The sequence below is a fragment of the Streptomyces flavusporus genome (assembly GCF_046267975.1).
Lineage (GTDB): Bacteria > Actinomycetota > Actinomycetes > Streptomycetales > Streptomycetaceae > Streptomyces > Streptomyces flavusporus.
Genome location: NZ_CP176503.1, coordinates 4,717,986 through 4,740,006 on the forward strand (window position 1 = coordinate 4,717,986; position 22,021 = coordinate 4,740,006).

General features: G+C 68.9%; 26 protein-coding genes, 1 tRNA gene and 1 pseudogene. 11 read left to right on the forward strand and 17 right to left on the reverse strand.

What is annotated here, in order from left to right; translation table 11 throughout:
• The first annotated feature begins 59 nt into the window (after nt 1-59).
• The 3 genes from ACKTSN_RS22295 to ACKTSN_RS22305 all read left to right on the forward strand — a co-directional run bounded on the left by ACKTSN_RS22295 (nt 60) and on the right by ACKTSN_RS22305 (nt 2,561).
• Nucleotides 60-194: a hypothetical protein gene (locus ACKTSN_RS22295; protein WP_409470735.1), complete on the forward strand. Its 135-nt coding sequence runs from the start codon at nt 60-62 to the stop codon at nt 192-194.
• Nucleotides 191-1,498 (forward strand): FG-GAP-like repeat-containing protein, encoded by a 1,308-nt coding sequence (locus ACKTSN_RS22300; protein ID WP_409470736.1) that lies wholly within the window; start codon nt 191-193, stop codon nt 1,496-1,498. The genes ACKTSN_RS22295 and ACKTSN_RS22300 overlap by 4 nt, the downstream gene beginning before the upstream one ends.
• A 70-nt stretch (nt 1,499-1,568) precedes the next feature.
• Nucleotides 1,569-2,561, forward strand: coding sequence for a Yip1 family protein (locus tag ACKTSN_RS22305; RefSeq protein WP_409470737.1), 993 nt, complete (start codon nt 1,569-1,571; stop codon nt 2,559-2,561).
• Between the two features lie 114 nt (nt 2,562-2,675).
• On the opposite strand, the gene ACKTSN_RS22310 is transcribed toward ACKTSN_RS22305, so the two are convergent.
• Both ACKTSN_RS22310 and dcd read right to left on the reverse strand, forming a co-directional pair.
• On the reverse strand, nt 2,676-3,179 hold the full coding sequence (locus ACKTSN_RS22310; protein ID WP_409470738.1) for a phosphoribosyltransferase: 504 nt from the start codon (nt 3,177-3,179) through the stop codon (nt 2,676-2,678).
• A 7-nt stretch (nt 3,180-3,186) separates the two neighbouring features.
• On the reverse strand, nt 3,187-3,762 hold the full coding sequence (gene dcd, locus ACKTSN_RS22315) for a dCTP deaminase (protein ID WP_224739795.1): 576 nt from the start codon (nt 3,760-3,762) through the stop codon (nt 3,187-3,189).
• A gap of 506 nt (nt 3,763-4,268) precedes the next feature.
• On the opposite strand from dcd, the gene ACKTSN_RS22320 reads away from it, so the two are divergent.
• Nucleotides 4,269-4,342 (forward strand) — tRNA-Gly (locus ACKTSN_RS22320).
• Nucleotides 4,343-4,431: 89 nt separating this feature from the next.
• Here the strand turns inward: ACKTSN_RS22320 and ACKTSN_RS22325 are convergent.
• The 9 genes and pseudogenes from ACKTSN_RS22325 to ACKTSN_RS22365 all read right to left on the reverse strand — a co-directional run bounded on the left by ACKTSN_RS22325 (nt 4,432) and on the right by ACKTSN_RS22365 (nt 9,642).
• Nucleotides 4,432-5,247 (reverse strand): hypothetical protein, encoded by an 816-nt coding sequence (locus tag ACKTSN_RS22325; RefSeq protein WP_409470739.1) that lies wholly within the window; start codon nt 5,245-5,247, stop codon nt 4,432-4,434.
• Entirely contained in the window at nt 5,247-5,459 is a 213-nt protein-coding gene (locus ACKTSN_RS22330; RefSeq protein WP_409470740.1) for an excisionase family DNA-binding protein, read from the reverse strand. Before ACKTSN_RS22330 ends, ACKTSN_RS22325 begins: the two co-directional genes overlap by 1 nt.
• Nucleotides 5,456-6,757 (reverse strand): replication initiator, encoded by a 1,302-nt coding sequence (locus ACKTSN_RS22335; protein WP_409470741.1) that lies wholly within the window; start codon nt 6,755-6,757, stop codon nt 5,456-5,458. Before ACKTSN_RS22335 ends, ACKTSN_RS22330 begins: the two co-directional genes overlap by 4 nt.
• Nucleotides 6,758-6,888: 131 nt before the next feature.
• Nucleotides 6,889-7,145 (reverse strand): annotated as a pseudogene (locus ACKTSN_RS22340) (SpdD protein).
• A gap of 26 nt (nt 7,146-7,171) precedes the next feature.
• The gene (locus ACKTSN_RS22345; protein ID WP_409470742.1) at nt 7,172-7,366 is read right to left on the reverse strand and encodes a hypothetical protein; all 195 of its coding nucleotides are present in this window, start codon (nt 7,364-7,366) and stop codon (nt 7,172-7,174) included.
• A 17-nt stretch (nt 7,367-7,383) separates the two neighbouring features.
• A complete protein-coding gene (locus tag ACKTSN_RS22350; protein ID WP_409470743.1) occupies nt 7,384-7,575 on the reverse strand; it encodes a mobile element transfer protein in 192 nt (63 codons plus the stop codon).
• Nucleotides 7,575-7,766: a hypothetical protein gene (locus ACKTSN_RS22355; RefSeq protein WP_409470744.1), complete on the reverse strand. Its 192-nt coding sequence runs from the start codon at nt 7,764-7,766 to the stop codon at nt 7,575-7,577. The genes ACKTSN_RS22350 and ACKTSN_RS22355 overlap by 1 nt, the downstream gene beginning before the upstream one ends.
• Before the next feature lie 19 nt (nt 7,767-7,785).
• Nucleotides 7,786-8,442 carry a DUF2637 domain-containing protein gene (locus tag ACKTSN_RS22360; RefSeq protein ID WP_409470745.1) on the reverse strand — a complete coding sequence of 219 codons (657 nt, stop codon included), beginning with the start codon at nt 8,440-8,442 and terminating at the stop codon, nt 7,786-7,788.
• 81 nt (nt 8,443-8,523) lie between these two features.
• The gene (locus tag ACKTSN_RS22365; protein WP_409470746.1) at nt 8,524-9,642 is read right to left on the reverse strand and encodes an FtsK/SpoIIIE domain-containing protein; all 1,119 of its coding nucleotides are present in this window, start codon (nt 9,640-9,642) and stop codon (nt 8,524-8,526) included.
• Between ACKTSN_RS22365 and ACKTSN_RS22370 the strand changes: the two genes are divergently transcribed.
• Nucleotides 9,641-9,820: a hypothetical protein gene (locus ACKTSN_RS22370; RefSeq protein WP_409470747.1), complete on the forward strand. Its 180-nt coding sequence runs from the start codon at nt 9,641-9,643 to the stop codon at nt 9,818-9,820. The genes ACKTSN_RS22365 and ACKTSN_RS22370 overlap by 2 nt on opposite strands.
• A gap of 25 nt (nt 9,821-9,845) precedes the next feature.
• Here ACKTSN_RS22370 and ACKTSN_RS22375 read toward each other — a convergent pair whose 3' ends face one another.
• Complete coding sequence (locus ACKTSN_RS22375; protein WP_409470748.1) at nt 9,846-10,235, reverse strand: ATP-binding protein; 390 nt, start codon at nt 10,233-10,235, stop codon at nt 9,846-9,848.
• 277 nt (nt 10,236-10,512) lie between these two features.
• Nucleotides 10,513-11,253 (reverse strand): GntR family transcriptional regulator, encoded by a 741-nt coding sequence (locus ACKTSN_RS22380; protein WP_409470749.1) that lies wholly within the window; start codon nt 11,251-11,253, stop codon nt 10,513-10,515.
• 99 nt (nt 11,254-11,352) lie between these two features.
• Here ACKTSN_RS22380 and ACKTSN_RS22385 point away from each other — a divergent pair, with 99 nt between their 5' ends.
• Complete coding sequence (locus tag ACKTSN_RS22385) at nt 11,353-12,459, forward strand: DUF1152 domain-containing protein (RefSeq protein ID WP_409470750.1); 1,107 nt, start codon at nt 11,353-11,355, stop codon at nt 12,457-12,459.
• Nucleotides 12,426-12,698 (forward strand): hypothetical protein, encoded by a 273-nt coding sequence (locus tag ACKTSN_RS22390; protein ID WP_409470751.1) that lies wholly within the window; start codon nt 12,426-12,428, stop codon nt 12,696-12,698. The genes ACKTSN_RS22385 and ACKTSN_RS22390 overlap by 34 nt, the downstream gene beginning before the upstream one ends.
• A 276-nt stretch (nt 12,699-12,974) precedes the next feature.
• Here the strand turns inward: ACKTSN_RS22390 and ACKTSN_RS22395 are convergent, their stop codons facing one another.
• Nucleotides 12,975-13,460: an MSMEG_6728 family protein gene (locus ACKTSN_RS22395; RefSeq protein WP_409470752.1), complete on the reverse strand. Its 486-nt coding sequence runs from the start codon at nt 13,458-13,460 to the stop codon at nt 12,975-12,977.
• Nucleotides 13,461-13,525: 65 nt separating this feature from the next.
• The gene (locus ACKTSN_RS22400; protein ID WP_409470753.1) at nt 13,526-13,984 is read right to left on the reverse strand and encodes a DUF4383 domain-containing protein; all 459 of its coding nucleotides are present in this window, start codon (nt 13,982-13,984) and stop codon (nt 13,526-13,528) included.
• A gap of 505 nt (nt 13,985-14,489) precedes the next feature.
• Here ACKTSN_RS22400 and ACKTSN_RS22405 point away from each other — a divergent pair.
• Both ACKTSN_RS22405 and ACKTSN_RS22410 read left to right on the forward strand, forming a co-directional pair.
• Nucleotides 14,490-14,765 (forward strand): hypothetical protein, encoded by a 276-nt coding sequence (locus tag ACKTSN_RS22405; protein ID WP_409470754.1) that lies wholly within the window; start codon nt 14,490-14,492, stop codon nt 14,763-14,765.
• 85 nt (nt 14,766-14,850) lie between these two features.
• Complete coding sequence (locus ACKTSN_RS22410; RefSeq protein WP_409470755.1) at nt 14,851-15,300, forward strand: hypothetical protein; 450 nt, start codon at nt 14,851-14,853, stop codon at nt 15,298-15,300.
• 1,038 nt (nt 15,301-16,338) lie between these two features.
• On the opposite strand, the gene ACKTSN_RS22415 is transcribed toward ACKTSN_RS22410, so the two are convergent.
• Nucleotides 16,339-20,571, reverse strand: a complete 4,233-nt coding sequence (locus tag ACKTSN_RS22415; protein ID WP_409470756.1) for a hypothetical protein — start codon at nt 20,569-20,571, stop codon at nt 16,339-16,341.
• A complete protein-coding gene (locus tag ACKTSN_RS22420; RefSeq protein WP_409470757.1) occupies nt 20,568-20,897 on the reverse strand; it encodes a CU044_2847 family protein in 330 nt (109 codons plus the stop codon). The genes ACKTSN_RS22415 and ACKTSN_RS22420 overlap by 4 nt, the downstream gene beginning before the upstream one ends.
• A gap of 280 nt (nt 20,898-21,177) precedes the next feature.
• Here ACKTSN_RS22420 and ACKTSN_RS22425 point away from each other — a divergent pair, with 280 nt between their 5' ends.
• Together ACKTSN_RS22425 and ACKTSN_RS22430 are read left to right on the forward strand one after the other, a co-directional pair.
• Nucleotides 21,178-21,393: a type II toxin-antitoxin system VapB family antitoxin gene (locus ACKTSN_RS22425; protein ID WP_033320602.1), complete on the forward strand. Its 216-nt coding sequence runs from the start codon at nt 21,178-21,180 to the stop codon at nt 21,391-21,393.
• Nucleotides 21,390-21,812 (forward strand): PIN domain nuclease, encoded by a 423-nt coding sequence (locus ACKTSN_RS22430; RefSeq protein ID WP_409470758.1) that lies wholly within the window; start codon nt 21,390-21,392, stop codon nt 21,810-21,812. Before ACKTSN_RS22425 ends, ACKTSN_RS22430 begins: the two co-directional genes overlap by 4 nt.
• The last annotated feature ends 209 nt before the right edge of the window (nt 21,813-22,021 follow it).

Sequence of the window (22,021 nt, forward strand, 5' to 3'; positions counted from 1 at the left end):
CTTCGTCCTGCTGGGGTCCGTTCCGACTTCTCTGTTCCGACCTTCCCGAGCGGACCCCGATGCGCAAGCGCACCCTCCTCCTGGCCGCCACCCTCACCACCGGCCTGCTGACCGCCCTGCCCACCACCCCCGCCACCGCCGCGCCCGCCCGGCACGCCGACGACTTCAACGGCGACGGCTACGCGACCTGGTGACCGCCGCGCCGTACGCCACCGTCGGCGGCGTGACCCGCGCCGGCGCCGTCGTCGTCCAGTACGGCTCGTCCTCCGGCCTCAGCACCACCCGCCGCACGGTGATCTCGCAGAACACCGCGGGCATCCCCGGATCCGCCGAGACGGAGGACAACTTCGGCAAGCGGCTCACCTCCGGCGACCTCAACAACGACGGCTACGCCGATCTGGTGGTCGGCGCCGAGGACGAGGACGTCGACGGCGACAAGGACGGCGGCGCGGTCGTGGTCGTCTGGGGCGGCCGCAGCGGCCTGTCCGGCGGCCAGTCGATCGCCGACCCGGCCCGCTCCGCGCACGACTCCTACGGCATGTCCCTGGCCGTCGGCGACTTCGACGGCAACGGCCGCAACGAGCTCGCCGTCGGCAGCACGGGCAAGGACATCCGGATCCACCACGGCATCGGCAAGAACGTCGCCCCCGCCTCCAGCGTCGAGCTCACCGCCGACCTCTACCCGGGCATCGTGCACGGCGCCGAGGCCCTCACCACCGGCGACGTCAACGGCGACGGCACCGACGACCTCGTCATCACCGGCACGTACCTCATCGAGGACCCGTACACGTACTACGACGCCACCCACGTCTACCTGGGCTCGCCCTCCGGCCCGGTCAGGCAGACCGTCCTGCGCAGCGACAGCTGGCAGACGGCCGCCGCCGTGGGCGACCTCAACGGCGACGGCTACGACGACGTGGTCACCGGCGCGCCGCCCGGTTCCGTCCAGGAGGGCGACGGCGGCTCGGTCAGCGTGTACCTCGGCAGCAGCAGCGGCACGCGCACCCAGCCCGCCCAGACCATCACCCAGGACACGCCCGGCGTACCGGGCGCCGACGAGCCGGACGACTGGTTCGGGCACTGGCTCTCCGTCGACGACATCAACGGCGACGGCTACGCCGACCTGGCGGTCTCCGCCAACTTCGAGACCATCGGCACCGCGAAGCTCGCCGGCAGTGTCACCGTGCTGCGGGGCGCGCCGGGCGGCCTGACCACGACCGGCGCCCAGTCCCTCACCCAGAACACCGCGGGCGTCCCCGGCACCGCAGAGACCGCCGACCGCTTCGGCTGGGCGGTCCGCCTCACCGACGTCAACGGCGACGGCCGCGCGGACCTCTTCGCCGGCGCCGACGGCGAGAACGACGCGGACGGCGGCGTATGGAGCCTGCGCGGGTCGTCGTCGGGCGTGACGACGAAGGGCGCCACGAGCTGGGGGCCGGCGTCGGTGGGCGTGCCGGCGACCGGCTACCCGCGACTGGGCCAGGGCATTCTGCAGTGACCGGCCAACTGCCCCTGAGGGACGCCCCTTAGGGGCTGGCCCCGGTATCCCGCGGTGCTCCCCGTAAGGGATGTCACAGCTCGGCCGCAAAGCCGGGCCCGCAACCCCGGGCCCGGCACGCGGACCTCCGAGACCAGGTACGTTCGATGACGTGGCTGGATTCAGGATCGGACGCGGCGGCCGGGACGACCGTGCCCCGCACACGCGACCGCAACACCCCCCGTACGGACAGCAGGCGCCGCAGGGACCGTCGTACGGCTATCCCCCGGCGCCGCAGCGGCACCCCCACCCGGGGCAGCAGAGCTACGGCGGAGGCCAGTGGCCGCAGTCGAACGGCGGCTACGGCCCCCAGGGCGGCGGCGAACCGGAGTACTTCGGCGACGACGGCCACCGGCACGGCGCCCCGGACCCGTACGCCGCCAACAACCCCGGCCACACCCAGGCGTTCTCCGTCGGCGAGGAGCCTTACAGCCAGGGGGAGACCTACCACGCGGGCTCGACCGCGCCGTCGGCCCCGATCGGCCCGCGCCTGCACTGGAAGGACCTGCTGAGGGGCATCGTCCTCGCTCCCAACCAGACCTTCCTCCGGATGCGCGACTACACGATGTGGGTTCCCGCCCTCGTCATGACCTTCCTCTACGGCCTGCTCGCGGTCTTCGGCTTCGACGGCGCCCGCGAGGAAGCGATCAACGCCGCACTCTCCACTGCGATACCGATCGTCCTGACGACGGCCGTGGCCATGGTGCTCAGCGCCTTCGTCCTGGGCGTGGTCACGCACACCCTGGCCCGCCAGCTCGGCGGCGACGGCGCCTGGCAGCCGACGGTCGGCCTCTCCATGCTCATCATGTCCCTCTCGGACGCCCCCCGCCTGGTCGTCGCGATGTTCATGGGCGGCGACGCGCCCTTCGTCCAGATCCTGGGCTGGGCCACCTGGGTCGCCGGCGGCGCCCTCCTCACCCTCATGGTCAGCCGCTCCCACGACCTGCCGTGGCCGAAGGCCCTGGGGGCGTCCGCGATCCAGCTGATCGCACTGCTGTCGATCGTGAAGCTGGGCACGTTCTGAGGACCGGCACGACATGACAGGGCCCCCGGCGCTGGGCGCAGCCGGGGGCCCTGTCACATGACTACAACTGATGACTATGAGTGTGATGACTATGAGTGACTATGACGCTGCTGCTCAGGCGTCGAGCACCTGCCCGGCGCGCTTCACCACGGGCTGCTGAACGGACCACGGGAAGTTGATCCACTCGTTGGTCCGCTTCCACACGTACTCGCACTGCACCAGTGAGTGGGACTTCTCATAGATGACGGCGGACCGCACCTCGGCGACCGCGTCGAGACAGAAGTCCCGCACCAGTTTGAGCGTCTTGCCGGTGTCGGCGACGTCGTCGGCGATGAGGACCTTCTTGTCGGAGAAGTCGACGACGTTGGGGACGGGCGCGAGCATGACGGGCATCTCGAGCGTGGTCCCCACCCCCGTGTAGAACTCGACGTTCACGAGATGAATGTTCTTGCAGTCGAGGGCGTAGGCGAGCCCGCCGGCGACGAACACACCACCCCGCGCGATCGACAGCACTATGTCGGGCTCGTACCCGTCATCGGCGATGGCCTGCGCAAGCTCGCGCACGGCAACCCCGAACTGCTCGTAGCTGAGGTTCTCTCGTACGTCCACGTCGCTCATGCCGGGCTCACACCTGCGTCCGATGGAAATTGATGAAGGACCGCGAGGCAGTGGGTCCCCGCTGCCCCTGGTACCGCGACCCGTACCGCTCACTCCCGTACGGGAACTCGGCCGGCGAGCTGAGCCGGAACAGGCACAGCTGCCCGATCTTCATGCCCGGCCACAGCTTGATGGGCAGCGTCGCGAGATTGGACAGCTCCAGCGTCACATGCCCGGAGAACCCCGGATCGATGAAGCCGGCGGTGGAGTGCGTCACGAGCCCGAGCCGCCCGAGCGAGCTCTTCCCCTCCAACCGGGAGGCAAGATCATCAGGCAGTGTGATCACCTCGAACGTCGAGGCGAGCACGAACTCCCCTGGATGGAGAATGAACGGCTCGTCCCCCTCCGGCTCCACGAGCCGCGTCAGATCGGCCTGCTCGATGGAGGGGTCGATGTGGGGGTACCGGTGATTCTCGAACACCCGGAAGTACCGGTCCAGCCGCACATCGACGCTTGACGGCTGCACCATGGATTCGTCATAGGGATCGATCCGTACCCGCCCGGCGTCGATCTCGGCCCGGATGTCCTTGTCTGAGAGAAGCACGCCCCGAGGATACGCAAGGCGCGCGGAGCCACGACAATCGTGACGACTCCGCGCGCCACTGCTGAACGGATACCGCTACTGCTTCTCGAGGCTCACCGGCACGACAATGCGCAACCGCGCACATCGCGGACAGCGGACGAGCCGCCCCGGGCCGAGGCGCTCGGCCTGCTGCATCGGGAGCGAAGCGGTGGTGAACACGTGCCCATCGGCACAACGGACGACGGTGCGCTCCATCAAGTCCTGAAGTCCCTTCCCCAAAGAGCCGCGTCTGGCTTGATGCCCTGACGAGGAAGGCCACATTACGGGACGAAAGGGATGCCCCTCCAGGCGGCACTCCGGACCCGCCCAACCCCTCTCCCACTCCACCACCGTACGCCCCAACTCCGTTCCCCCGCAGCCACATCCCTCCCCCGGAACAAGCCACAGGCCCCACGGTTTGAGCACCGGGGGCCAGCGATGAGGTACAGTGGGCGAGCATTCCGACGCCGACGTGGTCGGCGTCTTACGCGGGTGTAGTTTAATGGTAGAACATCAGCTTCCCAAGCTGAGAGCGCGAGTTCGATTCTCGTCACCCGCTCCATGCGAAACCCCCAGGTCAGAGACCCGGGGGTTCTTTGTTGTCTAGACCGGTGAGCGGGCGGCGCACCACAACCGCACCATTAGCTCTCGCTAGCTCCCGGTGGACTCCTCCTTGTGGTGCGCGGAGTTGCCCTTGTGGTGCTTCCCACGCTCGGCGCGCACCATCGTGTCCTTGAGAGTGGCACCCGAGCGGGTCGAGAGCGTGTGTCCGGTGTGACGAAGATCGTAGAAACGGAAGCCGTCCGGCAGGCCCGCCACCGCACGGGCGCGACGCCACTTCCGGCCGAACGAGGTACGGCGGAAGGCCGCGCCCCTCTCGCCCACAAAGAGGAGACCATCAGGACCCTTCTCCGCGTACCAGTCGACCTGGGCGACGGTGGCGATCCGGCGCTCAGCGGCGGACTCCATGCCCCCGCCCTTGATTCGGCACGGATTGCGGCTGATCAGGTCGTCATCAACGGCCGTCTCCATGATGCCTTTGAGCAGCCGGTACGCCTTGGCCACGGTCGTCTTGGCGTCGGTCGTGCGCAGCCTCTCAGCGCGCCACTCTCGGACCCGAGGAGCGGTGATCTCGTCCAGGTTGAGCGTGCCGAAGCTCGGGAGGACATGGAGCCGGAGGAGGTGTTGATACAGGTCCACGGTGCGAACGGCCAGCTCCCGCTCTTCGACCCACTTCTCGGCGTACACCCGGAAGTTCACGGCACCCGTGTCGGGAGCGCGCCAGTCGCCCCGGCTGAGATCCGCCTCAACCTGGGACAGCCAGATCTCAGCATCCTTCTTGGTCTCGAAGGTCTCCGGAGCACGAACCCGCTCACCGTCGGGCGCGAGATACGACGCCGTCCACTTCCCGGACCGGTACTGCCGCACCGCACCGAAGCGCCGGCGCCTGCCCTTCTTGTTGGCCATCAGGCGACCCTCCGCAGTCCGGGGCGACGGAGCCGGATCGGCTCAACGGTGCGAGAGGCGATGTACTCCCGAACGGCGCTCTCGGGGATACGGACGTGACGGCCGACCTTCACGTACCGAATGCGTCGCTCCTCGATGAGGCGCCGAGGGAAACGAGCGGTCGTGCCCAGCAACTCGGCGACCTGGTCGACGGACAGGTGGCGGTCGTTCATGTGGTGGGCTCTCCTTCCGTTCCGGGGGCGGGTTCGAGGGATGCGGCCAGCCAGGTTTCGGCGGTGCTGAGGCCGGTTCCGGCGAAGACCCAGTGGGCGAGGACGAGGGTGGTTTCGCCGTCCTGCGGTGCGGGTGGGGTTGCTTGGGCTCGGCGCCATTCGGCGCGGGCGTCGCGGAGGGCGCCGAGGGTGGTGGAGTAGCGGCGGGACTTGGTGGAGAAGTGGCCGCGGAAGCCGAGCATGTGGGCCCACGCGCGAAGCCGGAGCTCTGCCAGCTCGGGGCGTGCGCCGAGGGCCCAGGCGGTGCGGATCATGCAGCGGGCATGGTCCGTGATCCGGGCCTGTGCCAGCTCGGCGAGGAACCTGATGGGCCGGTCAAGGGTGCCGGTCGCCGTCTCGGCGCCCTTGGTGGCGTACTTGGCGATGTACGCCGCTACGGCCCTTTCGGTCAGCTCCTGGCCATCGTCGAAGTCGGCGGAGCGGATGGGACGGACGTCGAGTTGGCGGCCGAAGGTGAAGGTGTGGGCCCGGCCGTCGGCCTCCGGTCCGTTGACGCGCGCGGCGGTGGCAGCGGCGCGAATGGCGTCGGTCAGCAGCTCGGCCGTTGCCCAGGCCGGAGGAGCCGTGTCGCCGCCCTCCGGGCCGTCGAAGCGGATGACCGCGTGGAAGTGGACGGCGCCACGCTTTTGGTACTCGGCCACCTTGGCGAACGAGACGCGCGCGTGGTCGCGGAAGGCACGCTGAGTGAGTCCGGCCCGCTTGGCGGCCTCACGGCGCAGGTAGATGGAGAACCGCCGCCACAGAGCCCCGGCGTGGGCATTCCAGAGCACGGCCGCTTCATAGTCGTACGTGTCCGGGTCGAGGGGTGTGCCGAGGATGGGATCTGTCTCGTCGTGGCGGGTGCCGCAGCGGCAGTCCCGGCCGTTGGTGGGGCGGTTGTGGACCGGGCCGAAGCTGGGGGCGGTGAAGGTGGCGAAGAAACGTGGGTGCGTGGCGACCTGTTCCGGGGTGCCTTTGCCGCCGCGCAGTCCGGCGGTGATCAGGTGGTAGGTGTCGCGGCGGTAGGTCTCGGCGCAGGCCGCGCAGCGCGTGGCGCGGCGGTTGTTGCAGCGGACGAGGAGCTGTCCGGCGGGGAGGACGGCGGAGTCGAGGTGGTGCAGGACGCTGCCGATCTCGCCGGTCGTCGTGTCGACGGCGTACTCGGTGCGGTGGCCGCCGAGGCGTACGGGGCGGGTGCAGCCGCCCAGGGTGGAGAGTTGGCGGGCCAGCTCGGGCATGGTGCCGAGGGAGGCCGGCATGGAGAGTTCCGCCAGCGGGGGCGGAGTCTGCCGGGTGATGATGGGACTTCCTTTCGGCTGTTTCGGCGGTTGGGAGGGACGGCTCCGGGGCGGCGGGATGCTTGGCGGCGTGTTGCCGCCCCGGCGGCCGGTCAGCGCTTGTTCGCGCCGGTGACGAGGGAGCGCCGGACTACGGCGGCGATGGCCACGGATATGGCCGAGACGGCGACGGCCGCCAGGAGCGCGGTGAGCACGACGCCGACGACGGCCACGGCGGCGACCGCGCCGACACCGACCCCCACAAACGGGCGACCGGGCGGCCGGCGGAGGGAGCCGGGGCGTGGTCCTGCGGGATGTGCGTAGTGATGCTCGGAACGTGCGGGGTGTCGGGCAGCTTGGGACGGAACACGGCGGGACTCCTTGTCGGTCGGATGGTCATTCGCGGGCGCCGTTGACGACGTCGACCCCGGAACGGGTGCCGGACTTGGTGCCGGGGGCGAGGAAGGTGTGCGAGAGCCAGAAGCCGAACAGGGCGATCACGACGGCGACCCAGAGGCGGATACCGAGGAACTTGATCGCGGCCCAGGCGATGACGCCCAGGACGAAGACGAGCGGAAGGCTGACGGTCACGGGATCTCCTCAGCGGGTCAGCGGACGGCGCAGCGGTGGGTGCGGGCGGCCAGCTCGGCGGCGGCCCGGCTGTCGTAGTCCGTGGAGAAGCCGCAGCGTGGAGCCGTGCAGGCGGCGGTGTGTTTCTCGCGGCCTCGGCCGTCGTAGTAGGTGGCGACCTGCACGGGGCCGATGCGGACGACGCGGCGGAAGCGGCGGTTGGCGGGCATCAGGGGGTCTCCTCCTCGGTTTCGCCGGTGAAGTCGGTGACGTGGTCGGCGAGCCAGCGGCGGATCTCGTCGCTCTCGTAGCTGTCGGCGGCGAGGATCACCGGTTCGGCGATCAGCACGGCTTCGGTGAAGCGGTTCTGTCGGGTCAGCTCGGCGGCGCGGTTCAGCGCGCGGAGCGTGGACGGGCGCACGGTGGAAGGTCCTCCGGGGTCAGGTGAGTTGGTCGGCGATCGCTTCGGCGAGCGGCATCGGGACGCCGAGCCGGGCGCGAAGCGTCGAGGTGTCGATGGCGGTTCCGATCCGGGCGAGGTGTTCGTCGGCGACCTTGCGGGCGAGGGTGACGAGGGCGGGCGGTACCGGAGACGGCAAAGGCGGAGCCGACTCAGGGGCGGCGGGCGGCAGTTCGGCCGCAGTCGAAGGTGGATCGACTTCTGTGGCGGTGGGTCCGGGCGCCATGACAGTCGGGGGCGGTTCGGGTGCTGTCGCCGGAGCCTCGCTCGGCTTCGGTGCTCCGTGGGCGAGCAGGGTGCCGCCGAGGAAGGCGACCGCGGGCCAGCCCGCGACGAGGATCCGCAGCCAGGCCGGTACGTCGTCCGGGTCGAGCAGTCCGGCGGTGGCGACGTTGGCGCCGAGGGACGCGGTCAGTGCGACGAGGAACCAGCACCACCCGGCCGCCTTCGCCTCACCCGAGCGCAGCCGCCGCCAGGCCGCGACCAACAGCAGGTCGACGGAGACCGGGTAGGCCCACGCCTTCCAGCCGTCCTGCCCGGCAGCCAGCGCCAGGTCATGCAGGTGAGCGAAGGACAGCGCGGCGGCAATCAGCGCTTGGACGAGTACGGCGTCCACGCGGTCAGGCAGGGCACGCACGGCTACTCCTTCCAGTTCCAGACATGGGTGGGGTAGGGAGTTGGCGCGGGACGGCCGCGCCGACCGTTGGAGCGGGGTGGGCTACTCGGTGACCGGCTGAGGAGCGGCCACGGGCCCGGACTCCTTCACCGGCACCGGCGGGACGTACGGCCGGAACGGCGAGAGCGCAGGAACGTCCGGAGCGAGGCGCGCCTTATCGCGGCAGGTGGCCGCAGCGTCGGCGAGGGACAGGTGCGGAGTACGAATGCGGGACCAGCCGCCGGACGTGTCACCGACGACGGCAACGCCGGGCATCTCGGGGGCGATGGCGCAGGCTGCGTAGACCGCCTCGGGGGCGATGTCGCCGAGCGCCATCTTGGCGGAGGCCTCATCGTTCACGCGGTGGCAGACCCGGCCGGTCAGCTGGGCCCGGAGCATGGTCGCGCCCTTGCCCAGCTCGGCCCCGAACCGCTGCCCGCACACCTCCAGGTAGATGCCGGCCGCGCGGCCGAGCTGAGCGAGCCGGATCAGCTGGGTGACCATCTCGTCCCGCCGTTCTTCCTCTTTTTTCGTGGCGACGAGGAAGAGTTCGGCCACTTCGTCGATGAACAGCACGATGGGTGCGGGGCGTTCATCGTCCGGCAGGCCCCAGACGTCGGAGGTGATCTCCTCGGCCGGAGTGCCGGGCGCGATGCCCTGCCGGGCCTTGATCAGGTCGTACCGGTCCTCCATTTCCTGCACGAGCACGGGCAGCAACTCGGCCGCCTGCTCCGGATCGGTGGCCAGCGCGGAGAGCCGAGGCGCGAACGGCGCCAGCTCCACACCACGCTTGCAGTCGATTCCCACGAGCACGACCGGCTGAGCGGCCAGTCCCGCGAGTAGGTTCCGCAGGAACATCGACTTGCCGGACAGCGTGGCGCCGAGCACGAGTTCGTGAGGTACGGCCCGGTAGTCCCGCACGTAGGCGGTCGCGTCCTCCCGCAGAGCCACCGGCACGCGCAGCGGACCGGCATCGGTCCGGCGAGGCATCCGCACCTTTCGCAGGACGTCGAAGCCGACGAGCCGCAGCTCCACGACTCCGGGCTTGACGTCCCGGACGTACACGGCGTGCACACCCCACGCGTGCCGCAGCCGTTCTGCCGAGGCCGCCACGTCCGCCGGTTCCTGCCCCGGAGCCAGCCGCAGCCGGAGCCGCAGGCCGGTCGAGGTGGGCCGGATCATGCCCCGACGGGGAGACACCGGCCGGACCGCACGGCGAGTGGCCGCCTTGACGGCCAGGGCCCGTAACCGGGACGGCTCGACCGTCAGGCCGCACGCGTCCATGGTCGAGGAGTACGAGGCCGGCAGCCGAGCCACCGAGACCGGCAGCCCCACCGCGGACCAGTACGCCGCCGGGTGAGCGTGCCGGGCGTAGGCCGCACCGCCTATCGACTGGGCCCGTGGTGCCAGGAGTCGGCGATGGAGTCGACGAGGAGCAGCCCGCGGCCGTGCGCGTCGTTGGCGTCGGGGTGCCGCAGCCGGACGCTCACAGGGAATCCCGGGTTGTGCACCTCGACCCGGAGGGAAGTCCCCTCGCGGAACCACTCCACTCGAACCACCCAGGGGTCGTCGGACCGGCCGTAGGCGATGGCGTTGGTCACCAGCTCCGAGATCATCAGCGCACAGTCGTCGACCGAGCAGGCCGGGTTGTACGGAGCGATGAACTTCCGGAACCAGCGCCGAGCCCGAGGCACGGACTCTGGGACGGGATGCAAGATCATCGCGCCGAGCCGCGGTGAGTCCTCGGAGGGATAGCGGTCGATCGTGTAGGCCATCCGTGCTCACTCTCTGCCGCTGCCGTCGCAGTCGAGGCAGCGCCGCTTCGATGTGGCACGGGTGCGGTCGGCGGCGGTGGCAAACGCCAGGGTCGTACGCGAGCCGACACGCTTCCAGCCGCGCCCCCGGCAACCCCGGCAAGGTAAGTGCGTGCCCTGATCCGGCCGCTGACTCGTCACACCGTGCCCCCTTCCGATGAAATGGCCTTAGCCACTTCCTGGATAGTGGCCTTAGCCATTTCGGCGGCGCAAGCGGTTCGCCTCAACTGACCGGCTGTCAGGCGAGCGGGTAGCCCTGCTCGAACGCCCAACGCTGCGGCGGGTAGGTGGCCTCGGCAAACTCCAGCGGCCGGTCCTGGAGGTCGTAGACAACGTGATGCACGACCAAGACAGCGGAGCCCGATTCAAGTTGGAGGTCAGCCGCTTCCTCATCTGTCGCCGTCCGGGCGCACATGCGATCTTCGGCGTAGCTGCCCTGACGTCCAGTCATCTTCTCGACGTACATCAGGGTTCCCTCCTGAATCCGCTCGGGATCCACCAGCTTCGGTGCCCGCTGCCCGACATCCGGCGAGAACCACGAGGTGGACAACGTGATAGGTCCGTCCTGGTTGTTGGTCACCCGCCGCCGGTGAACAGTCCGACGGTCCTTCACCAGGCCCAGTGCCTCAGCAACGTGATCCGGCGCCTCCAGCCAGCCGGCCGACGTGATGACCGCATACTCGCCGGGCGTGTAGATCTTCCCCGTCTGCCGCGCACGGCCGTACAACTCACGTGCACGCCGGTTCACTTCGAGGCTCCGCACGTACGTGCCCGACCCCTGCCGCTTCTCGACAAGCCCCTGATGGCTCAGCGCCTCCAGCGACCGAGCCGCCGTCGGCCTGGACACCCCCCAATCTGCCGCCAGCTGCCGCTCCGAGGGGACCTCATCCCCCGGCCGCAGGTCACCCCGAAGGATCTGATCGCGGATGTAGTGCGCGATCTGGAGATACTTCGGCTGAGCCTCCTCGATCTTGGGCATGCGCCCTCCTCGTTCCGTGCCGCTCGGGCGGCAAAGTGGCTATGGCCTCTAGCCACTATAGGGTGAGTGGTCAAGACCGGACCGCGTAGTCTTGGGCTCATGACGCGGTTGATCGTCGCAGCAGGAGGAGGGGGCGACGCAGTCGCCGCCGCAATGCTTGACGCCGCCCTTTACGGCGACGACGACGGCCGGGCGGTGATCCTCACGTACGCATGGGACCGCTTGCTGATCGACCCGGTACCGGGCCCCCGAGGACCTGAGAACTTCACCGGCCTCGAACCCATCACCCCGGCCGTCTGGAAAGTGCCGGCGCAGGCCCGCCCGATCGCCCCGGCAGGCTCCACTCTCCCCCGGCTCGCGGCAGAGCTCCCGCACACGTTCGCGCTGATCGACCCACGACACGGCGCCGAGGGTGTCACACGCCAACTCGAAGAGTTGGTGAGCCACTTGGAGCCCGAGTCGATCGATCTCCTGGACGTGGGCGGCGACGTTCTGGCACAGGGCGACGAGCCGACCCTGAAGAGCCCACTCGCGGACGCCCTCACACTCGCGGCTTGCGGCCAAGTCAACGCGCCCATCCGGCTGCTGATCGCGGGGCCGGGCCTGGACGGGGAACTTCCGCTCGACGACATGCGCGGCATGCTCGGCCCGATTGTCCACACCCTCACAGCCAAGGATGTGGAGCCGGTCAGCTCGGTCCTGGAGTGGCACCCTTCCGAGGCGACCGGAATGCTCGCGGCGACGGCCCGAGGAGCACGGGGCACATGCGAGGTCCGGGACGCGGGACTTCCCATCCCCCTGACCGACGAGAGCCCGACGGTCCACGAAGTCGATCTGGACGAGGCGCTGAGCTGCAACAACTTGGCCCGCGCGATCATGACGACAGCCACCTTGGACGAGGTCGAGGCCCTCAGCCGCGAAGTGTGCGGCTTCTCGGAGATCGACTACGAGCGCAACAAAGCCCTGTGGCTCAAGAAGCAGCGGCCGGTGAGGCTGGACGCCGAGTCGGTGCTGCCCCGACTCGACCAGTTCGAGGCCGAGGCACGAAGCCGCGGAGTCACCCACACGACGTTCCGCCGCCTCACCGAGGCACTGAACCTCGACGGCACTCAGCGCGAGGCCCTGCGCCAGCTGCTCATCAACAGCCGACCTGAGCAGTACGCGGCCCCCCTGTGGAGCATCACAGCTACGAGCCCGACATCATGAGTGCGTTCAGGAGCGACCCGGACCTGATCGTGCAGGACAGCACCGGCAACGGCACGGAAGCCGACCTTGCCACGAATCTGCTGAACGGCAGCATCAGGCTGTCGATCCTGTGGACGCAAGAGATCTTGCTGTCCGCCGACGCCGCAGAGCAATTGGCGGCTGCTCTGCAACGGGCTGCCGCACAGTCCCGCAGCATCACAGGCGCAACAGCCAACCGGCCAGGCACAGCAACCGACTGAGTTACCACCTTCTTCACGGGTTCAAGTCGGCTCGCTCCGCTCGCCGCGCGCGGCCCGGCCCCCGGCTGGGGCGGTCGGCTCCACGGCTTTACGCAGCCACTTTGGCGCGAGCCTCGAAGATCATGGCCCCAACGTCGTGCTTTACCGGGCAGGTCAACAGACTGCCCGACGCGCCGGAAGCTTACGGGGCCATGATCACTCGCGCCAAAGCAGCTCCCGCCCAAAGCCGCTCCGCCGACCTCGTTGCGCACACGAAAGGAGTTGCGGCTTCCACTTTCACACCTCGGAAAGTGGGTCGCCCAAACGGTCCGACGTCGGCCAAATGTATGGCAGATCGTTCGGCACGTCGAGGAAGAGTGATGTATAGGTGTTCGGGTCCTTACGTACCAGCGCTGACTGGTGGCTGCGGTGAAAGGCATCGTCACCGAGCCAAGGAGGAAGTTCCCCAGCGGCAGCAAGTAGCGCCTGGTGGCGAGCTGATGCACCGGGACGGAATGCGAGGAGATCAGCGACCAGTGTGGCCGCACAGCCGTCCTGATGGCCCCGTTCACGCCACACCTTGCAGACTTCCAGGCCATATCGGACCAGCGCTTCCTCGTATCCCGCCCACATCCGCACTGCTGGATGGCGGCGCCACCCGTAACCCGGCACGAAGAGGCCACGAAGGACCTGCAATGCCTCGACCCGCTGTTTTCCAAGTCGGCGACGGTCCAGGACCAGGGCCGAGGATCTGAAGTCAGGGTAGGGCAGGAAAGTCTGCATGCCGTCGTCCCTGCCAGGCAGAGATCTTCTTGTGGGGCGAAAAGTCCGCTGCCCGACTCGAGCCTTTACCGCTTTTCGGTGCCAGGGGTACGTCGGCCAAGGAGAAGCGCAAGACCGACCATGGCGATGCCCAGCACGAAGTGGAGCCAGTCATCGGCAGTGTTGAGGGGCACGAAGTTGGCGTCACTGTCCCGGCTGACGACCAAGCCGTAGACCCACAACACTAGGTAGATGACCCCGCCGACTAGCAGATAGTTATACGCGGCGGAAGCGGTACGGGCCAGTGCCAGACCGGCAACGCCGAAAGCCAGGTGGACCAGGTTGTGCAGGATGGAAATCTGGAAGAGCCCGAACAGCTTGGCACCCGACTCGTGCGAGGCGAATTCCATCGCACTGTAACTCGTGGTGATCCCAGGGATGAAGCCCAGTATGCCCACTAGCAGGAATACTGCGCCCACCAGCCCGGCGGCCTGCTGCACGGGGGTGCTGGCGGTCGCGCGGCGTGTGCGTGTGCGTGTGGTCATGGTTTGCCGATCCTCACTGTCTTACGGATGGCGAGAAGGAAAAGATCCATTCTTGCCCACGAGTACCACGCCTGGTGCAAACACAACCTGGTCGAGCAATGGCATCGGCGCGCGCAGCCGGTCCGGCGGAGGCCAGGCGGCATCCGTCTCCTTCCGGCCAGCCAAAGCCGCCGATCGAACTGCTCGGCATGTTGAAGGCACAAACAAAAAGTGGCCTCTGATTCGTCGGAGTGCGGGGTGTTGCTCAAGGAAATGGGCACTCCGGTGTAGCAGCGCCTGCTGAGGTTCTGGCCACCGCTCAGGCGGGACGCCATGTGAAAGATCCCGAGCACGGTCTCATCGTCATCGCTCTGCCACCGCCCGGCTCGTGCAGGCGAGAGGACGACGATGGCGACGTGTTGTCTGGGCGTTGTCGACGGGCTCAGACACGCCCCGGCGTAAGAAACGCCACCGCCAGGACTGCAGGAAACAAACCCCACTACCGGCCTATGAGCGGGAGTACACCATGATCGTAAAGAAAATGCACGAGATGGGCGTCCGCAGCGAGCACGCCTACATGGCCGCTTTCACCTCCATCGGCCTGACCGTTGCCGCCTGGGTGACCAGCCTGAAAGCCGAACCCGGCACCGGGCTCGCCCGCGCCGACCGGTGGGGCATCTTCGTGGGCGAGTGGGCTCCCACGTTCTTCGGCCTCGGCCTCGCCCTGTCCCACTACGAACAGCACGACGGCACCCTCACGGCCAGCGTCCATGAGTTCCGGGAGCGCAAGGCAGCTGGCTGAAAAAGGCCTTCAACAAGGGAAGCCTTACCGGTGGTGCCTGCCCGGGCGGGCACCACCGCCATACCATCAGCCACATTGGAAGATCATGAACGGTTACAACAATGTCCCCGACCGCGCCCATCAGCGCCCCGAGGGCCTTAGCAATACGACGGTGCGGGCCTTGGGGTCACTGTCGAGGGCACTGGAGACAACAGAACGCGCCCGTGGTCACCTGTACAGTTTCCATCAGCTAACCGGTACTGCGGACCTGGAACTGGACGAAGCAGTGCAGCTGCTACGTGAGGCTGGCCACCCGAAGTGGGCCGACCAAGTACAGACAGAAATCATGGGCCGCAACGTCATTCCCGACCATTGGACCTTCCAGATCATCGAGGCCTACAACGACAGCTACCACCAGCCGTTCAAAGACCTCGAACGCGCCGCAGTAGAGCGGCTGGCCGAAGGGCGGGACCATCTGTACGAGGCAGAGATGAAAGAATCCCGCCGCACGGCTGGCCATCCTGCCCACACCGCCCGTCCCGACACCACCCCATAACCGAGCTTGCAACGAACCGCGTCTTCCGGCCGTCATAAAACACGTTGTTCTGTGCCTGGACCGGGCTACCGCCGAGGCCCCGTGACAGAACCGCCGCACCACAAGCGCACCAGATAGGGCGGGGAACAGCGGGGAATCACGGTGAAAGCGGCCCCACCCGCCGAGGCCACCCTGTCGCCGTTTGCCCAGGTCAGGCCCCGAACCGGACGGCAGGTGTCCGCAGCTTCCCAAGCTGAGAGCGCGAGTTCGATTCTCGTCACCCGCTCCATGATGAAACCCCAGGTCAATGGCCTGGGGTTTGTTCACGGCGGGGTTCTCCACCGGATTCCGACCCGCTTAGCACATGAGATTGGGCACACGGAGGGCACGAATGCTTGGCGGATGCCACGCAGTCACCGCTCCTATTTGTCAAAACGTGCCACTGGCCTGCGATTTCGTGACGTCCACCGCGAGCCTTCACGGATGCGGGCCCTCAGCCTGCCGTTCCCTGGGCACGGCCGAATGGTGTTCCCCACCGTCCGGAGGGCACCGCGGGTGCGAGCTCCGACGCCAGTCCACGCAGATCGGGCTCGAGGTGCTGAATGCGGTGGGCGGGGGCTTCGGCGAGCCTGTGCCGAAGGTGTGGTGGCGCCCCAAGCCCGCCGCTGCCACGACGAGTTCCCACGCGAATGCATCGGCGGCCGGGCCGACGATCCCGTGAGAGAGCTGCTCCCATGCGAGATAGCCGGGCGTGCCCAACCACCAGCCGGTCCAAGTCATGGCCGTCGCATCGGCGAGCGCTACGGCCGGTTGGAGATCGTTGACGTGCCCTGGCATGGGTGGTGGCGGCCGAACACTGCCGGGAGGCGTTCGCCGTGTGCGCCGACCTGGTGACACGGGCACCTGTCCCGGCCGCGCCGCATCGCGACGAGGAGCGCCGGCCCGGGCCCTACGCGACGGCCGCTGGAAGGCGCTGAACATGGATGAGGCGCACCTGACACCCATGAGGGCGCTCGGGGATCGGGAGCAGCGCCACCGGCCCCGGCTGCCGGCTTGCCGTCAGCGGGCTCCCTGGACCACGTCGGCGTCACGGGAGCAAGGCGGCTCCGGTGGGGTGCCGGGTGGGAGGTGCTTGCGTTCCTCCTCGGTGAAGGCGCGCCCCACGTTCTCGCAGAGGTGGCTGAACCAGGTGTCGGGGCGCAGATCGAACGCGGTACGCCAGCCCTCGCTCCCCACGATCAGCCGGGTGTCTCGCACGACCGCCGTGGCGTAAGAGCCGGTCGGGATCGCAGCGACGCGGATGCCGTCGGCGTCCCACAGTTCGTACGTGCCGTCACTCTCGGCCGTGATCACCATTCCGCTGTCCGTCACCCCAGCGACACCGTCACCCCCCTCCATCACGATGGGAGTGGCGACGACAGTGCGTTTCTCGACGTCCCAGCGGTGCAGCCTTCCGTCGTTGTAGGTCACCAACAGGTGTCGGCCGTCCGGCGAGAAGGCCAGGTTGTCCGAGTCGTCTCCCTCGAAGGCCCAGTTGATCTCATCGGCCTTCAATACCTGTGTTCGTGAACGGGCCCCCAGGTCCCAGATCTGGATCCTGCCTCGGTCCCTGTCGTCAGGCGTCACCACGGCGACTTGGTGCGGGTGACCCGGGCGGCCCAGAATCTGGCTCCTGACCAGGGGAAAGGTCTGGCCACGCGGTGAGCGGTCGACGGTCAGCGGTCCTCCTGTCTGCACACCCCGCTCCGGGTCCACCTGGAGCAGGCTGCCGCCTCGGGTCAGGACGACGACGTCGCCGTCGGACAGGGCTACGACCGAGCTGATCAGCCCCTCCTCTGCAGCGGTTTCCCGGCCCGCGTCCAACGGCACGTCGACGCGGTCGGACAGCGCGTCGGCGTCGTACACATACAGGTGTGCACGATGCTCCGCCGAGAGCACGAGGTGCTTGCCCTCAGGTGTCCATACGAGGTACTGGTCGCCGCCTCGGACGAACCCGGCCGGCAGTTCGCCGACGGTGGTGCCGCCGTGTACCAGGTCCACCACCTGCACCTCACGATCCGACAGCCGCGCGACTCTCCGGCCGTCCGGCGACAGGACCCCCTTGGTGACCTCCCGTCCGGGGTCGGGCCGGGGCGCGGCGGATGCGTGGGCCACGACCAGGGTGTTCCCGACCGGGGACAGCACCATCAGTTCGCCTTGCCGGTTCCGGGCGACGGCGAGCTTCGGTTCGTCGTAGCCCGGCTCGTCGTCCAGGGGCAGGCGCGTCACATACGTGTCGTCCGTGCCCCGCCTGCCGAGTGTCAGATCGGCGTAGCCGAAGTCGGCGATCTCCTGTGTGTCGAAGCCATAGGCGCCCGTGGCGTCGGAGTAGAGCCAGCCGTCGGCAGTGTCGCCGGACGGGATCTTTCGCAGCACGCGTCCCGTGCGCAGATCACGCAGAACGGTGCCGTTGGGTGTTCTGGCCTCCTCGGACATGCTCGTCGTGACTTCGACGGTGCCGACGTCCTCTCCGAAACTCACGCTCTGGTCTCCGGCCGTCGACACCACGGTGTCCGCCACCGGCAGCGGCTTGACGCTGCCCAGGTCCCACGCATCGAGGAAGACCCTCGGCTTCGCGCCCTTGTCGCCAGGGCTGTGAATGTCGAGGAACCTCAGCATCCGGCTGCCGTCCGCGCTGAAGTCCAGCCCGGCGCTGACACGATCGCGCCCGCTCGTGAACCGTTCGCCGAGCCGGATCGGCTCGCTGCCCGGGCCGTCCAGCCGCCACAGCCACACCGTGCCGTCCGGCATCGCCACGGCGTAGTGCCGCCCGTCGGGGCTGATCGCGGCGCGCGATTGGGTCTCGGGCACGCCCTTGAGCGTGTAGTGCCGCGGCGTGCCGTCCAGTACGCCGGTCACGATCGACACCTCGTACGGGTCCTCGTTCTCGGGCTTGGAGAACACCGCGAGAGTACGGCCGTCCGCGGTGGCGTCCAGGTCCTGGACCCGGCCCCGCCACAGTCCGGTGTGGAGGCCGCGCGCGTACTGGGCCCGTACGTACTGTGTGAGCAGAGCCTCCCGCGCCTGCGGCTGCGTCCGGTCGGCGTGCCAGGCGGCGAGCGCCAACTGCACTGCCGTGCCGGGTTCCTTGGCCTGCCGGCTGCCCGACTCCTCCGCGAGCGCGCGGGACGCGAGGGTACGCAGCTGGTCCTCGAGATCCTGGCTGGTGTTCCAGGCTTTCACGCCCAGCGTCACCGCCACCGACAGCAGCGCCATCAGCGCCGCGACTCCCACCAGCAGCCTGCGGATCGTCCGCTTCGCGTAACGGCGGCCCGCCTCGATGTACGCACGCTCGTCCGCCGTCACGTCCTCGGGCCGGCGCTTGAGCCAGTGCTCCCCCTCGGCAAGGGTCCTGCCTCGCTGCAAGGCCCCCGTTTCTTTGCCTTTCGCCTCCCAGCGCGCCAGGTCCGTACGGAGTTGCTCCTGCCACACCCGGAAGTTCCTGCTGTCGTCCAGCCACTCGCGCAGCCTGGGCCACAGCCGGGTGAGGGCCTCGTGCGCGAGGTCGACGATCTCCGCGCCCTCGGCCGTACGGCCGATGACGACCAGCTTCGCCCGCGCGAGGCGGCGGGCGAGCGCCACGGCGGCCGGATCGAGTTGGGTGACGGGGACGGCGCGGCGGGTGTATCCGCCCCCTTCGTCGGGACGGGCCAGTTGCACGAACAGCCTGCGCGCGACGGCCTTTTCGGCCGCGGGTACGTGCGCGCTGTAGGCGTCGTCCGCGTAGCCCACCAGGGTTCCGGCGACGCCGCCGAGTTCGTCGTACGCGGCGTGGGTGAGCATGAAGCGTTCGCGCCGCTCCCAGAGCCTGGTGAGGGTGAACTGCACCAACGGCATCCGGCCGGGCTCGTCTGCGGCGTCCTCGACAATGCGCTCAGCCAGGCCCGGCTCCAGCCACAGCCCCGGTACGGCGGCGACGGGACTCACGACGGCGCGGTACAGGTGCTCCGCGTCGAGCGGGGCGAGGAAGAGGACGGCATCGCTCAGAGAGCCGGACGTCTCCGATGTCAGCAGGGCGTCGAGGGATGCCTGACGCGCCGTGGCTACGACACGCACACCGCACCCGTCGCCCTGGTTCTCCGTGAGGGCGATGAGGAGGCGGAGAAGGGTGCGCGCGGCGGACGGTTCGGCTCCGACGTACTCCTCCAGTTGATCGACGACGATCAGGTGGCCGCCTTGGCCGGCGCGCTCTTCAAGCGAAGCCCGCAGCGCGGCGACGGCCTGTGGGGTTCGGCCGCTGTCCGCTCCGGCCTGCGCCACGGCCCCGGCAGGGCCCTCGACCGCACTCTCCAGCAGCCGCGCCAGTTCCCCCGCCTTGCTCAGCCGGTCCACCTCCCCGATCCCCGACTCCAGGACGGGTACGAGCGCGTGCGCCAGCAACGTCTCCGGTGGCGCACCGGGCACGGGGCGCAGAACGGTCACGCTCATGCCGTCCGCCCGGAGCCGGGGCAGAAGCCCGGCACGGATGAGTGAGGACTTGCCGCTTCCAGAGGGGCCGACGACCACCGTGAGGGAGCGCCCGGCGATCGATGCGGCAAGCCGCCCGGTGTCGTCGTCGCGACCGTGGAAGAACTCGGCGTCCTCCTCCTCGAACACCTCGAGGCCGCGGAACGGGCACGTCGGGCGCAGCACGTCCTCGTCCACGAGCGCGTCGGACGGTACGAGAAACGCGGTGCCCGCCAGTTCGCCGCGACCGGCCGCCACGGCCAGCCCGACGACCCCGCCCTGCACGTCGTCCCATACCGCCGCACCGCTGTAACCGTTGGTCACCCGCGGGCTGCCGGGACCGGTGTCCATCTGTACCCAGCCCACGCCCTGGACGCTCCGCAGTGTGCCGGTCGCCCACACCCCGTGGTCGCCGCCGCCCGGAAAACCGTACGCGCGGAAGGAGTGCCCCCATACGGACGTACCGTCCACGAGCGGCACCGGACGGGCGTTGGGCACGGGTTCGTCGAGGCGCAGCAAGGCCATGTCACCGCTGTCGTCCTCCAGTACCGGCTGCCAGGAGACGACCCGGGCGCGCACGGCGGGGGCGGCTCCGTCCGCGTCGCGCACCAGCGGGAACTCCACCTGTACGGCCTCGGAGGGGACGGTCGCGGTATCACGCGGGAGCCCCAGCGCATCGGCGACGACGTGCGCGCAGGTGCAGATGATGTCGGCCGCCACGAGAAATCCCGCTCCCGCTATCTCGTCGGCTCCCCGTATGCGGACGAGCCCCGATTCCAGCGGCGCTTCACCCCGTATCGCTGTCATGTCCGCGATGATCCCGGGTCGCGGGCGCCCCACTCCAGACGCACGGCGAAGTTGGCCTCGCTCGCCGCCTTCGCCACCACGACGCCCGCTTCCGCGGACAGCTTGATCCCGAACTCCACGCTCACCGAGTCGGGTCGGCTCGCCAGGCCCCGGACGCTGTCGGCCACCGCCTCGACCGCGGGCCTGATGTGCGCGAGCGCCTCCTGGAGGGTGTGCGCGGAGCCGCGGACGACCTCGGATGCCGACCCACGGCCCACTCGGTCGATCCCGCTGTCCTGCTGCCCCTCGACCTCGACGCGCACCGCGGTCCCATCGCTGAGCCTCATCTCCCCGATCCGGGTCACGCCGTCCGCCCTTCACACTCGAGGATCGCCACGAACCCACTATGGCGATCAACTTACCTATTTCATAAGGAGTTTCGAGCATCACCGACGGCACCGTCATCGTTCCCCCACGAGACGTCGAGCCCCAACACGTGGCGGTGGGAATCCGCCGGGGCTGCGCTGGACGACCTCCGGCCCAGCTCACACCAGCCCCATCGACCCACACTCATGCATAGATGCAGATATAATTGATGGCGTAGATGATACTTAGGAGGTGTAGTCGATGAGCCGAACCGTGATCGACCTCGACGACCAGCTGGTCGCGGACGTGGCGAAGGCCCTCGGGACCAGCACCAAGAAGGAGACCGTGAACACCGCCCTGCGGGAAGTGCTGGAGAACCGGCGGCGCGCTCTGGCACTTACCCGCCTGCGTGCGGCTGCGGAGGAGGGCGCCTTTGACCTGGACCTCTTCGAGGACAAAGGCAACTACCGCCGGTGAACGCCGCGCAGTTCCTGATCGACACCAGCGCACTCGCTCGCCTGCTGCGCGGCGACGCCGAACAGTACGGATGGGACCAGGCGGCAGCGGCCGGGCTCATCGCCACCTGCCCCATCACCGAGCTGGAGTTCTTCTACAGCGCGCGCTCCGCCGCCGACCGTACACAGGGCATCGAGGACATGCGCCTGCTGTTCGGCTGGGTGCCGGTCGACGACCGCGCGTACGACCGCGCCTGGCAGGTCCAGGAGATCCTCACCCAACGCGGACAGCACCGCAGCGCCGGGGCCGTCGACCTCGTGGTGGCCGCCACGGCCGAGTTGCAGGGACTGACCCTGCTGCATCGCGACCGGGACTTCGAGTGCATCGCCGCCGTCACCGGCCAGGCACTCCAGTGGTACGGCCCCGAAACGGGCAAGTGACAAGGGACCGAGCTGCACGTGCTCTGCCCACCGGTCTTCGCAGTCCGTACCCACAGCGTGCCCGTAAGAGCGGACAACCACGGCCAACAGCGGCTCCATCGACCTCGGACAGGACTGCTGCTTCAATACGTATGCCCAGGTCACAAGCTATGTAGCCTGGAAAGCCCCGTCGCTTCCCAAGCTGAGAGCGCGAGTTCGACTCTCGTCAC